The sequence below is a fragment of the Mycobacterium sp. P7213 genome (assembly GCF_900604305.1).
Classification (GTDB): Bacteria; Actinomycetota; Actinomycetes; order Mycobacteriales; family Mycobacteriaceae; genus Mycobacterium.
Window position 1 is genome coordinate 1 of the sequence record NZ_UWOA01000055.1, and the last position, 13,101, is coordinate 13,101.

The 13,101-nt window shown below is 69.1% G+C and carries 11 protein-coding genes; 8 read left to right on the plus strand and 3 right to left on the minus strand.

All coding sequences use genetic code 11. From position 1 onward, the window contains the following. The 5 genes from EJK91_RS18165 to EJK91_RS18185 all read left to right on the plus strand — a co-directional run. A partial coding sequence (locus EJK91_RS18165) for a hypothetical protein (RefSeq protein ID WP_241178740.1) occupies window positions 1-1,146 on the plus strand: 1,146 nt, incomplete at its 5' end. Window positions 1,147-1,156: 10 nt separating this feature from the next. Beyond that, window positions 1,157-1,765, plus strand: a complete 609-nt coding sequence (locus tag EJK91_RS18170) for a DUF4129 domain-containing protein (protein WP_024441764.1) — start codon at window positions 1,157-1,159, stop codon at window positions 1,763-1,765. Then, window positions 1,762-2,871 carry a DUF4350 domain-containing protein gene (locus EJK91_RS18175; RefSeq protein ID WP_024441765.1) on the plus strand — a complete coding sequence of 370 codons (1,110 nt, stop codon included), beginning with the start codon at window positions 1,762-1,764 and terminating at the stop codon, window positions 2,869-2,871. Before EJK91_RS18170 ends, EJK91_RS18175 begins: the two co-directional genes overlap by 4 nt. Beyond that, window positions 2,868-3,845: an AAA family ATPase gene (locus EJK91_RS18180; RefSeq protein WP_024441766.1), complete on the plus strand. Its 978-nt coding sequence runs from the start codon at window positions 2,868-2,870 to the stop codon at window positions 3,843-3,845. The genes EJK91_RS18175 and EJK91_RS18180 overlap by 4 nt, the downstream gene beginning before the upstream one ends. Continuing rightward, complete coding sequence (locus tag EJK91_RS18185; RefSeq protein WP_125079620.1) at window positions 3,842-5,161, plus strand: DUF58 domain-containing protein; 1,320 nt, start codon at window positions 3,842-3,844, stop codon at window positions 5,159-5,161. The genes EJK91_RS18180 and EJK91_RS18185 overlap by 4 nt, the downstream gene beginning before the upstream one ends. 26 nt (window positions 5,162-5,187) lie before the next feature. Here EJK91_RS18185 and EJK91_RS18190 read toward each other — a convergent pair whose 3' ends face one another. After that, complete coding sequence (locus EJK91_RS18190; protein ID WP_125079621.1) at window positions 5,188-6,180, minus strand: stage II sporulation protein M; 993 nt, start codon at window positions 6,178-6,180, stop codon at window positions 5,188-5,190. A 226-nt stretch (window positions 6,181-6,406) separates the two neighbouring features. Between EJK91_RS18190 and EJK91_RS18195 the strand changes: the two genes are divergently transcribed. Both EJK91_RS18195 and EJK91_RS18200 read left to right on the plus strand, forming a co-directional pair. Then, on the plus strand, window positions 6,407-7,237 hold the full coding sequence (locus tag EJK91_RS18195; protein ID WP_024443931.1) for an RDD family protein: 831 nt from the start codon (window positions 6,407-6,409) through the stop codon (window positions 7,235-7,237). Between the two features lie 160 nt (window positions 7,238-7,397). Beyond that, window positions 7,398-8,171: a PadR family transcriptional regulator gene (locus tag EJK91_RS18200; protein ID WP_046302281.1), complete on the plus strand. Its 774-nt coding sequence runs from the start codon at window positions 7,398-7,400 to the stop codon at window positions 8,169-8,171. A gap of 9 nt (window positions 8,172-8,180) precedes the next feature. Here EJK91_RS18200 and EJK91_RS18205 read toward each other — a convergent pair whose 3' ends face one another. Then, a complete protein-coding gene (locus EJK91_RS18205) occupies window positions 8,181-8,909 on the minus strand; it encodes an HNH endonuclease family protein (protein ID WP_024443933.1) in 729 nt (242 codons plus the stop codon). A 2-nt stretch (window positions 8,910-8,911) separates the two neighbouring features. Next, window positions 8,912-10,429 carry a glycerol kinase GlpK gene (gene glpK, locus EJK91_RS18210; protein WP_046302283.1) on the minus strand — a complete coding sequence of 506 codons (1,518 nt, stop codon included), beginning with the start codon at window positions 10,427-10,429 and terminating at the stop codon, window positions 8,912-8,914. 296 nt (window positions 10,430-10,725) lie between these two features. On the opposite strand from glpK, the gene EJK91_RS22670 reads away from it, so the two are divergent. Continuing rightward, window positions 10,726-13,101, plus strand: a complete 2,376-nt coding sequence (locus EJK91_RS22670) for a hypothetical protein (RefSeq protein ID WP_241178741.1) — start codon at window positions 10,726-10,728, stop codon at window positions 13,099-13,101.

Consider the following 13,101-nt stretch of genomic DNA (forward strand, 5'->3'; position numbering starts at 1 on the left):
GGTTATGGACCCCCGCCGCCGGGCTACGGTGCCCCGCCTCCGGGTTACGGTCCCCCACCCGGCTACGGAGCACCGCTGCCGGGTTACGGTCCTCCGCCCTCGGGTTACGGTCCCCCGCCCGGCTATGGCCCGCCGCCGGGATACGGCGCCCCGGTGGGCTATCCGCAGCCTGAACTCAAGCCCGGCATCATTCCGCTGCGCCCACTGAGCCTGACCGACATCTACAACGGCGCCGTCGGCTACATCCGGGCCAACCCCAAGACCGTGCTCGGGCTGACCGCCGTGGTCGTGGTGGCCACCCAGATCATCAGCGGGATCGCCCTGTTCGGCCTGCTGTCGGCGCTCGGCCCGTCGGGTCCGGGGAGATCGCCGTCGGAGCTCTCCGGCGGTGACGTGGCGGCATGGCTGACCGGTTCTGTCGGCGCAGCCATCGTGACCGCCCTGGGCACCCTCGTGTTGACCGGCCTGCTGACCGTGGTGGTCGGGCGCGCGGTGTTCGGATCCCCGATCAGCATCGCCGAAGCCTGGGCGATCGTGCGTGATCGCTTCGGTCCACTGATCGGCCTGACCGCCCTGATCGGCCTGGCCGCGGCGGTGCTGTGTGGCTTCGCGGCGGCCCTGATCGCCATTGCCGGCGGAGCGGGCGGCACCGGCGCCGCGGTGTTGATCGCCGTGCCGCTCGTACCGGCACTGATCGCAGCATTGGCCTACGGCTACACCGTGCTGGTCTTCGCGCCGACCGTGATCGTGCTGGAGCGCCAACCCGTGTTCGAGGCGATGCGCCGCTCGTTCTACTTGGTGCGCAACAGTTTCTGGCGAGTGCTGGGCATCATGGCGCTGACCGCATTGATCGTCGCCCTGATCAGCAGCGCAGTGGCGTTTCCCTTCAACATCTTCGGGATGATCGTCACCCATGGCAGCGACGCCCTGACCGGCGGTGCGCAGTTGAGCCTGTTCTCCCGGATCGGCACCACGATCGGGGAGATCATCGTGCTGCCCTTCAGCGCCGGGGTGTCGGTACTGCTCTACACCGACCGCCGCATCCGGGGCGAGGCCTTCGACCTGGTGCTGCGAACCGGCGCCACCGGCGGACCGTACGTCGGCGGGTGGACCGACAACCTCTGGCTGACCCGGCCCCCGGGGTAAGGATCCTCGGGTGCCCACCGTCGACGTCGACCGCGAAGCCGCCCGCGAGGCGGCCGAACGCGAGCTGGCAAAACCGATGTACCCGCGGCCCTCGCCCAAGCAGCAGTTCCTGGACTTCATCGAGACGCTGGTACGCCGGTTGGTGCTCAAGGGTGCCGAGTTGCCCGGCGGCTGGTTCACCATCAGCGTGTTGCTGATCATCCTCGCGGCAGCCGTGGTGGCCGCCGTCCACGTCAGCCGCCGCATGTTGCACGACGGCCACCGCGGCGATCCGTTGTACGGCGCAACACAACTCAGCGCCGCCGGACACCGCGCGGCCGCGCAACAGCATGCCGCAGCGGGAGACTGGGTCGAAGCGATCCGGCACCGCCTGCGGGCCGTAGCTCGCGCACTCGAGGAGAACGGGGTCCTGCGTCCCGCCACGGGCCGTACCGCCACCGAACTTGCCCGCGATGCCGGTGCGGCGATGCCCGCCCTGACCGGTGAGCTGTTCAGGGCCGCCGAAACCTTCAACGACGTCAACTACGGCGAGCTGCCCGCCACCCCGGAGGGATATCGGATCGTCACAGACCTCGACGAGCGGGTGCAGGCCACAACACAGGCCCGGCAGCACCGATGACGACCAGGCGACGGACATGGCTGTGGGTCGCGACGGCCTTGGCCGTGATCGTGGCGGTTTCGGCGGTGGGCGCCTACCTGACCACACCGCGGCCGGGCGGCCGAATGGATCCCAATGCCACCGGGCCCGAGGGCGCGCACGCGCTGGTGACACTGCTGCGTCACCGCGGGGTCGAGGTCATTGCGGCCGCAACCGTCGAGGACGTCGCACGGCAAGCACGTCCCGACACGTTGGTTCTGGTGGCTCAGACCCCGCGCATCGCCGGCAGTGAGCTGATGAACCGGCTGGCCGATCTGCCCGGCGACCTGCTGCTGGTGGCACCGGATGCGCTGGCCCGCAAGGCGCTCGCGCCCGGCATCCGGTCCGGCCCCGCACGGGCGTACACCCACCAACCCGGTTGCAGCCTGCGTGAAACGCAACGGGCCGGAGCAGTCGACCTGCGCACAACTGCTACCTACGTTGCAAACAAAGGCTATTCGCTGGACAGCTGCTACGACGGCGCCCTGGTGCGCTATCGCGACGGCAAGCGGACCATCACCGTGATCGGCAGCGACACATTCATGACCAACGCCGACCTGGCCCGGGAAGGCAACGCCGCGCTGGCAATGAATCTTGCCGGCACCTCAGATCGCCTGATCTGGTATGCGCCCCAACACGTTCAAGGAGCAAAGTCGAGGAAAGCCGCGATCGCCGGCCTCATCCCGCAGAACCTGCGATGGCTGTTCTGGCAACTGTGTGTGGCACTGGCCCTGGCCGCCGTCTGGAAGGGCCGCCGGCTAGGCCCCCTGGTCGCCGAACAGTTGCCCGTCGTCGTCCGCGCATCGGAGACCGTGGAGGGACTCGGCCGGCTCTACCGCGCGCATCGGGCGCGTGATCGGGCAGCCACCGCCCTGCGCACCGCGACCCTGCGCCGACTGGCTCCACGGCTGGGATTGGGCCCGGAACCGGAGCCGCCCGCGGTGGTCGCGGCAGTGTCGACACGCATCGCGGCACACCCGGACGGGTTGTGGCACTTACTGTTCGGTCCGCTCCCGGATTCCGACGATGCCCTGGTCGCCCTGGCCCACGCACTCGACGACATCGAAAGGCAGGTCACCCTCTCGTGACGCACACTCCCGAAGAGAATCCGGCTGCTGCCGCAGCCCGCGACGCATTGCTGGCGTTGCGCAGCGAAGTCGCCAAGGTAGTGGTCGGCCAGGACGCTGTGGTCAGCGGCCTGGTGATCGCACTGTTGTGCCGCGGCCATGTGCTGCTCGAAGGTGTTCCGGGCGTGGCGAAAACACTGCTGGTCCGAACCCTGAGCGCCGCGTTGCGGTTGGACTTCAAACGGGTCCAGTTCACCCCCGACCTGATGCCCGGGGATATCACCGGCTCGCTGGTCTACGACAGCCACACCGCGGAGTTCGCGTTCCGGCCCGGACCGGTTTTCACCAACCTGCTGCTGGCCGACGAGATCAACCGGACGCCGCCCAAGACCCAGGCGGCGCTGCTGGAGGCGATGGAGGAAGGTCAGGTCAGCGTCGACGGCGTGGCCAAGCCGCTGCCCGACCCGTTTATCGTCGCCGCCACCGCCAACCCCATCGAGTACGAGGGCACCTACCGGCTGCCGGAGGCCCAGCTCGACCGATTCCTGCTCAAGTTGACGGTGCCGCTGCCGGTCCGCGAGGCCGAGATCGGCATCTTGGCTCGGCATGCGCAGGGCTTCGATCCGCACGACCTGTCCGCGGTGGCCCAGGTGGCCGGGGCGCAGGAACTGGCGGCCGGGCGCGCCGCGGTACGTCAGGTGCTGGTGGCCGACCAGGTGCTGGGTTACATCGTCGACGTGGTGGCGGCGACCCGGCACTCACCCGCCCTGCAATTGGGTGTCTCGCCCCGCGGCGCGACCGCCTTGCTGGCCACGTCGCGGTCGTGGGCCTGGCTGTCGGGGCGCAGTTACGTGACGCCCGACGACGTCAAGGCGATGGCCCGCTCCACGTTGCGGCACCGGGTGATGTTGCGCCCGGAGGCCGAACTCGAAGGCACCACCGCCGACGGCGTTCTCGATGCCATCCTGGCCTCGGTTCCGGTGCCGCGCTGGTGATTCTGACCGGTCGTGCCGCGCTGATCGCACTGCTTTGCGCCGTGCCGATCGCGTTGGCCCCTTGGCCGGCGGCCGCTTTCGCGATGCTGCTGGCCGGTCTCACCACGGCAGTGCTGCTCGACGTCGCGTTGACGACGGACCCCGCCACGCTGCATATCGACCGGTCCATGGACAACGCGGTAAGGCTCGGACAGACGATCCCGACCACGTTGTGGATAGTCAACGGCGATAGTCCATTCCGCGGTCAGCTACGTGACGCCTGGTCGCCCAGTGCCTGCGCCACACCGCGCTCGCATCCGCTGGAGCTGGCGGCCGGCCAGCTCTCCCGAGTGGTCACCGAGCTACGGCCGACCCGCCGCGGCGACCAGCAGGCCGCCCGGGTCACGGTGCGCTCGATCGGGCCGCTGGGGCTGGCCGGGCGGCAGCGCTCTCGGCAGGTGCCGGGGCAGGTGCGGGTGCTTCCGCCCTTCTTGTCCCGCCGGCATCTGCCGGCCCGGCTGGCCCGGCTCCGCGAGATCGACGGGAATCTTCCGGTGCTGGTGCGCGGCCAGGGCAGCGAATTCGACTCGCTGCGCGAATACGTCGCCGGCGACGACGTGCGCTCGATCGACTGGCGGGCCACCGCCCGGCGCTCGGAGGTGGTGGTTCGCACCTGGCGGCCCGAGCGTGACCGGCGGGTCGTCATCGTGCTCGACACCGGCCGGACCGCTGCCGGCCGGATCGGGGTGGATCCCACCGCCCGCGATCCCGCGGGCTGGCCGCGGCTGGATTGGTCGATGGATGCCGCACTGTTGCTGGCGGCGTTGGCATTACGCGCCGGCGATCACGTCGATCTGCTCGCCCACGATCAGGTGCCCCGGGCCGGGGTGTTCGGGGCGTCGAGGACCCGGCTGTTCGCTCAGTTGGTCGACGCGATGGCGCCGCTGCAGCCGGCGCTGGTCGAATCCGATGCCGCGGCGATGCTGGCCACCTTGTCCCGACGTGCGCGCCGCGGCAACCTCGTTGTGCTGTTGACCGATCTCAACCCCTCTGCCCTGGAGGAGGGGTTGCTGCCGGTGTTGCCGAATCTGACCGCGGCCCACCAGGTGATCCTCGCGGCGGTCGCCGATCCGCGAGTGGAGCGGCTGGCTCGGGGACGCGGCGACGCGGCCGCGGTCTATGACGCCGGCGCTGCTGAGCGGGCGCGCAATGACCGCCGCGCGATGGCAGCCCGATTGCGTCACAGCGGCGTGCAGGTCATCGACGCCCCACCCGAGGATCTGGCCCCGGCGCTGGCCGATGCCTACCTGGCGATGAAAGCCGCCGGGCGGCTGTGATCGCGGTCGCGCGCAGCACCGGGTAGCTAGCCGGTGGGGACCACGTCGGGGGCATCGGCGACGTCCCCGGTCTCGCCGGCGGCCACCGCCTTGCGACCGAAGTACACCACGTAGAACAGAAACGCCGCCTCCACCGCGGTCCCGATGCCGATTCGCAGCCAGGTCGGCAGCGGCGACGGGGTCACCACCGCCTCGAGCAGCCCGGCCACCGCGAACACCACGACCAACCCCACGGCGACCGCGACGACGGCCCGGCCCTGTTCGGCGAGCGCCTGTGTGCGGGGCCGATCACCCGGGGCGATCACCGTCCAGCCCAGGCGCATCCCCACCGCGCCGGCCAAGAACACCGCCGTCAGCTCCAGCAGCCCGTGCGGGGCAAGCAGTCCCAGCATGAAACCGCCCCGGCCGGCATGGAACATCAGCCCGAGCCCCAAGCCGAGGTTGGCCGCGTTGGCTAACAGCAGCGCCGGGATCGGCAGGCCCAGCAACACCGAGAACGCAATGGCGCGGGCGGCCACCCAGGCGTTGTTCACCCAGACCTGCAGCGCAAAGGACCCGGCCGGGTGATCGCTGTAGTAGGCGGCGAAGTCGTGGTTGACCAGCCGGTCGATCTCCGCGGGGGTGCCGATCACCGCCTGCACGTCGGGGTTGCCGGCCACCCAGCAGGCGATGACCGCCGACACCGCCAGGAACGCCGCGGCGGCGCTCAGCCACCACCGCCAAGCACGGTAGGCGACCACCGGAAACGACACCGTCACGAACCGGACGAATTCCGAGGCCAACGGCGCATGCGCACCGGTGACGGCGGCACGCGCCCGTGCCACTAGGGCGGAAAGTCGGCCGATGAGCGCGGCATCCGAGGACGACGAACGCACCAGCGACAGTTGGGTGGACACCCGCTGATAGAGGTCGACCAGCTCGTCGACCTCAGCGCCGGTGAGCCGGCGCCGGTGCTTGACCAGTGCCTCCAGCCGATCCCAGGCCGGTCGATGGGTCAGCACGAAGGCGTCGACATCCACCTAGCCGAGCCTAGCGAGGACTGCGAGCACGGCGAAGCCGGGCGATGCAGGTCCACGCCATCAAGCACAGCGAGGACTGCGAGCACGGCGAAGCCGGACGATGCAGGTCCACGCCATCAAGCACAGCGAGGACTGCGAGCACGGCGAAGCCGGGCGATGCAGGTCCGCGCCCCGGCACGGCCGCGAGCGTCTCGATGAGACCGGTTCGGCGAGTAGCGTCTGAGCTATGGCGAACCGCGGCCCCGAGCTGGTGACCGGCGACGCCGTCGTCCTCGACATCGCGATCGCGCAGCTGCCGGTGCGCGCGGTCAGCGCACTGATCGACATCACCGTGGTGATCGTGGGGTACCTGTGCGCGATCGTGCTGTGGGCCACCACCCTCGGCCGGTTCGACGACGCCTTGACCACGGCCATCATGATCATCTTCGCCGTACTGCTCCTGGTCGGCTACCCGGTCACCATGGAGACCGTCACCCGGGGCCGGTCGCTGGGCAAGATGGCGATGGGACTGCGGGTGGTTTCCGATGACGGCGGCCCGGAACGCTTCCGGCAGGCACTCTTTCGGGCGCTGGCGTCAGTTGTCGAGATCTGGGGACTGACCGGTAGCCCGGCGGTGATCTGCAGTCTGCTGTCACCGCGCGGAAAACGCCTGGGCGACATCTTCGCCGGCACCGTGGTGATCAGCGAACGTGCGCCGGCTGCGACGCCGCCGCCCATGATGCCGCCGGGGCTGGCCTGGTGGGCCTCGACGTTGCAATTGTCTGGCCTGCGGGCCGAATCTGCCGAACTGGCAAGGCAATTCCTGGGCCGGGCCGCGCAGCTCGACCCGCACACCCGGCAGATGATGGCCTACCGGATCTCCGGTGATGTACTCGCCCACATCTCGCCACCACCGCCCCCGGATGCCCCGCCCGAACTGGTGTTGGCAGCGGTGTTGGCCGAACGGCATCAGCGTGAGCTGGCGCGGTTTCAGGTCGTGCCGCCCGGTCCCTATTTCCCGCCACCTCCGATGCCGTGGCCGCCACCGAATGCGGGCGGGTTCTTCCCCCCGAGCTAGTACGCCGAGCTTGTGTTCCCTGCGACGCAATCGGCTGGCCTTGCTTGCCCCACCCTGCCCTGGTCCGTCCGACGTTGCCGTTGCATCCCGATAGTTCCCGATATATCGTTTATGTATCGGGAGTGAATGGCGCTCCCCTTTTCCACGCAACGAGGTACGCATGAACACTCCTTTCGGTCCGCCCGGCGGACCATGCCCAGAAGATGCCGAACAGCACGTCGGATTCGGTTTCGGTCCCGCGACGCCACATCAGCGCCGCGCCGCACATATCGCGCGCCGGCAGGCTCGGCGCGAGTTTCGCAGGCAGTTGCGCGACCACGCCGCCGAGCACTGCGCGCCGTTAGGCTTCGGTCCCAGCCAGCACGCCGCCGGATTCGGCCCGGATTTCCGGCACGGGTTCGGTCCGGGGTTCGGCCCCGGTTTCGGGCCCGGCGGCCCCGGCTTCGGTTTCGGCTTCGGCCCGGGCGGCCACCGTGGACACCGGCGCGGCAACCGCGGCCGGCGCGGCGACGTGCGACTGGCCATCCTGGCCCTGCTGGCCGAGGGCCCGATGCACGGCTACGAGATCATTCAACAGATCGGCGAGCGCAGTCAGCAGCTGTGGCGCCCCAGTCCCGGATCGGTCTATCCGACCTTGCAGATGTTGGTCGATGAGGGATTGATCGCCGGCACCGAAACCGACGGCAAGAAGCGCCTTTTCGAACTGACCGACGAAGGCCGCGGGGTCGCCGAGACGATCGAGACCCCTCCGTGGGAGCAGATCGCCGACGGCGCCGACCCGGGGCAGATCAACCTGCGCGCCGCGACCGGCCAACTGTTCGGTGCCGTCGCGCAGGCCGGCCAGGCGGCCACGCCCGAGCAGCAGCAGCGCATCGTCGACATCATCAACAGCGCCCGCAAGGAGATCTACGGCATCCTCGGTGAGACCGACTGAGTTTCACGGTCAACAGTGCCGCAGAACCCGATACATGGCGGACTTCTCGTTGGGTGAAACCCACAGTCCGTAAGCGGTTTTGACGGTGATCTGACGGGCCACGAATTCGCATTCGAACGCGGCGTTCGCCGGCAGCCAGCCGGCGGCGTCGCGGAATGCTTTGTCAAAGTTGGCCTGGGCACTGACCGCTAGCAGGTTGCGCGGGTCGTTGGCGAAATTCCGACGGCGGCTGTCGTCCCAAGTCCGCGCTCCCTTGTACCAGGCGTCGGCCAACGACACCAGATGGTCGACCTGCACGGCATCGGACGTCTCCGGGCCGCGCTGGAATGCGATGGTCTGCCCGGAGTACGGGTCATGCAGGACGCCGCGCTGTACCAGGCAGGTGCCCCGTCTGAGTTCGATCTGGGTCAGGTCGCGGCGCAGGATGTCGTCGCGGGTATTGCAGCCGTTGTGGCCGAATTCGACGTCGACGTCGTCGCTCCACCGCTCGCCGAACCGGTAACGCTTGAAGTCCTTCTCACGATCCCAGCCCTTGACCGGCAACGCCTCGAGCAGTCGGCGGGCCTCGCCATAGGCTGGGTCCGGTGGCGCCACGCTCGGCGGTGGCGGAGTCCATGTCGGCGAGGGTCCCGACGTTTGCGAAGACCGCCCGGCCTGCTGCCACCACGCCCAGCCGACAGCGGCCACCACGACCAGCGCAACCAGCGCGCCGGGCAGCACCCGCCTGCGTGCGGCCATTCTCAGGGCAACTCGACCCAGTCCAGCGTGCGCTGCACGGCCTTTCGCCACCCGGCATAGCCTTCAGCACGCTGCTCGTCCGACCAGTTCGGGGTCCAACGCCGGTCTTCGCGCCAGTTGGCGCGAAGATCGTCGGGCCCCTTCCAGAACCCGACGCCAAGACCGGCCGCGTACGCCGCGCCCAGCGCGGTGGTTTCGGGAACCACCGGCTTGACCACGTCGACCCCGAGCACGTCGGCCTGAATCTGCATACACAGATCATTGGCGGTGATGCCACCGTCGACCTTCAAAACACCAAGGTGCACACCCGAATCGGCTTCCATCGCCTCGGCCACATCCCGGCTCTGGTAGCAGATGGCCTCCAGGGTGGCCCGGGCCAGATGCGCGTTGGTGTTGAAGCGGGACAACCCGACGATGGCGCCGCGCGCGTCCGAACGCCAGTACGGCGCGAACAAGCCGGAAAACGCCGGCACGAAGTACATCCCGCCGTTGTCGGAGACCTGACGGGCGAGGCTCTCGACCTGCGTGGCACCGCTGATGATGCCCAGCTGATCACGCAACCACTGCACCGCGGAGCCGGTGACTGCGATCGAGCCCTCCAGCGCATAAACGGGCTTGGCGTCGCCGAACTGATAGCAGACCGTGGTCAACAATCCGTTGTCGGAGCGGACGATCTGCTCACCGGTGTTGAGCAGCAAGAAGTTTCCGGTGCCGTAGGTGTTCTTCGCCTCACCTGCCGACAAGCAGACCTGGCCGACCATGGCGCTCTGCTGGTCACCCAGGATGCCCGCGATCGGCACCTCGCCGCGCAACGGCCCGGTGCTCGCGGTGACCGCATGCCGGCGCCGCGTCGACGATGCCGTGATGAGTGGCAGCATGGCCCTCGGGATCGAGAACAACGCCAACAGTTCGTCGTCCCAGTCCAGGGTCTCGAGGTTCATCAACATGGTGCGGCTGGCGTTGGTGACGTCGGTCAGATGCACACCGCCGCGCGGCCCCCCGGTCAGGTTCCACAGCACCCAGCTGTCGCAGGTGCCGAACAGCGCGTCGCCACGTTCGGCATCGGCCCGCACCCCCTCGACGTTGTCCAGAATCCACTGCAGTTTTCCGCCGGAGAAATAGGTGGCCGGCGGCAAGCCCGCCTTGCGCCGGATGACCTCGCCGTGGCCGTCGCGCTCCAGGGCGGCGGCGATGACGTCGGTTCGGGTGTCTTGCCAGACGATCGCGTTGTGGTAGGGCTGGCCGGTCTTGCGGTTCCACACCACCGTCGTTTCACGCTGGTTGGCGATGCCGAGCGCCGCCAGGTCCGACGCGTGGAGCTTGGTGGTGTTCAGCGCCGAGACCAGCACCGCCGCGGTGTGGTTCCACAGTTCGAACGGATCGTGTTCCACCCAGCCGGCGCGCGGCAGAATCTGTTCGTGTTCGAGTTGATGGCGGCCCACCTCCGCACCGCCATGGTCGAAGATGATGCAGCGAGTGCTGGTGGTGCCCTGGTCGATCGACGCGACGAAATCGGCCAAGTCTGACTCCTGTCCATACCGGTGCCGGTCGGTGCCGGGTCCATCATGGCCCACCTGGTCCGATCGGGTGGCGCTACACGACGGGAACGCGAAGCCCGGGATGGGTTAGTCCACAAAATTAGACATTATTTACCAACCCATCAGACGCTATTCATTCACTCAGACGCATATTTGGATGTATTGCGAGTAGATCTCGTGATGGTGAACAAACGGTGTCGGAACGCCGCCGATGTCTGTGCCCCCCAGAGGCCGCCGTGGCCGACCACGGTGCAGGTCAGAACTGAATCGGAGAAGACATGGACGTCGTCCTCGGTGTGGCACTTGCGTCCAGCGCACCCACCACCATCCACACCGTGCTGGTCTGCGGAGAACGCGCGGACGGCGTCACGTTGGAAGAGCTCAGCATTGAGGTGCCTTCCGACGACTCCGTCGAATTCGCCGCCGTCGACGCGGTCATCGCGGCGATCCTTCAGGCGCGTGACGCCGCGGACTCGGCCGGTCTTCACCTGGTAGCGACCGGCGTGACCGTCACGGATCCGCTCGACGCGGCCGCATTGAGTTCGCGGCTTTCCGGCGGCGCGCTGGACGGCTTGGAAAACGTAGCTCTGGTCTCTCCGGTGCTTGCGGCGGCAAGCCTGACCCGCAACCTGGGACAGACGGTCGGCTGCGACCAGATGGGGCTGCTGGCCGTCGAGCCGTCCACGGCGACACTGGCCATGGTCGACTGCACCGACGGCACCGTCACCAGGATCTTTCAGCAGCCCCTCGATGCCGGCGACGCCACCGCCGCGGTCGACACGGTCGCCGATCGGCTCAACGCCGCCCACACTTCTCCGGACGGTCTGTTTCTGATCTGCGCCGAGGGCGATTCGACCGCGTTGCGGCCGCGACTGGAGGCGACGGTCGACCGCGAGGTGTGTGAACCCGCGGAGCCGCGTGCCGCCCTGGCCCGCGGTGCGGCACTGGCTTCTGCCCGCCTGGTCGGTGTCGAGGCGGACTCGGCTCCGCTGGCCTACACGCAAGAACCCAGCTTTGACGCTGCCGGGCCCTGCTACTACGACATCCCCGGCTTTGACGCCGACGATCTGGCCTACAGCGCAGTGCCCGACGACGAGGCCGAAGCGGCCACCGAAATCTTCGTCCCGGCGGGTCAGCCGGCCCGGCGCCCGCTGCTGGTGGCCGGCGCGGCGCTGGCGTCAGCCGCGTTCGCTGCGGCGTCGGCGCTGATGGTGGCCATGACGCTGGACATCACTCCCAACCTGGTCGCGCTGCGGCCGGATCTGGGGCGGGCGCTGACCATTCCGCATCGGGCTCCGAACCTTCAGGTGCCCGCCGCCGAGCCGTTCGGGGGGCAACCTCCGGTGCTGGGACAGGCGCCCGCGGACTCGATACCGCTGCCGCCGTTGCACCTTCCATCGCCGCCCGATCTGCCGGCGGCGGTGCCGCTGGATGCCCCCGCGCCCGGTCTGCCGGCGCCGCTGCCGGTGGCGGCCGGGGCAGCCAGCGGGCCGATTTTTGTGCCCGCCCCGGTCTTCGGTCCGCCGCTGCCCCCGCTTCCTCCGGCGGCGCCGGCGCCCTTCATGTTGGCGCCGCTTCCGCGGCCGGCCCCCCACCGGCCCGTCCTGGCTGGGCTGGCCGACCTGTCACTCCTGTGGGGATTGCCCGCGAAGAAACCGGCGGCTCCTACCCCGCCGGTGGTCAAGCCCCAACCGCCCGAGGTCAAACCCGAACCCCCGGTGGTCAATCCGATGCCGCCGATCGTGCTCCCCACTCCCCCGGTCGTGAAGCCGAACCCGCCGATCGTGCTCCCCACTCCCCCGGTCGTGAAGCCCAATCCTCCGGTCGAACTCCCCGATCCCCCGGTGGTGAAGCCCAATCCTCCGGTGATCAAACCGATCCCGCCGGTGATCAAGCCGAACCCGCCGGTCGTCAAACCCGAGAATCCGGTGATCAAGCCTGATCCCCCGGTCGTCAAACCCGAGATCCCGGTGATCAAGCCGAACCCACCGGTGGTGACACTGCCGGATCCGCCGGTTCAGGTCCCGGACCTTCCCGTCGTCAACCCCAACCCCGGCATTCAGCTGCCTGAACTGCCGATCAAGGTTCCCGACGCACCGGCCGTCAGCCCCAACCCGGGAATCCAACTACCGAATCTGCCGATCCAGCTGCCGAATTCAGGCCCCCCGGCCGGGCTTCCGGTCCCCCAGGCCCCGGCGCTGCCGTCGCTGCCCGCACCCCAGGCGCCCGCACTGCCGTCGTTCCCCGCACCGCAAGCTCCCTCGCTACCGTCGTTCCCCGCACCGCAAGCTCCCGCACTGCCGTCGTTCCCCGCACCGCAAGCTCCCTCGCTACCGTCGTTCCCCGCACCGCAAGCTCCCTCGCTGCCATCGCTACCGGCACCCAAGGCACCCTCGCTGCCCTCACTGCCCGCACCGAGCGCACCGTCCATGCCCAACCTGGGTGGGGGCATGTTCGGCGGCGGCGGAAAGCCCGGTGGCATCTTCGGCGGCGGAGGCAACCCCGGCGGAATCTTCGGCGGCGGAAAGCCCGGCGGAATCTTCGGAGGCGGAAAGCCCGGCGGTGGGATCTTCGGCGGCGGAGGCGGTGGACTCTTCGGCGGCGGAGGCAAGGGCCTATTCGGCGGCGGCGGCAAAGGCCTGTTCGGCCACTAG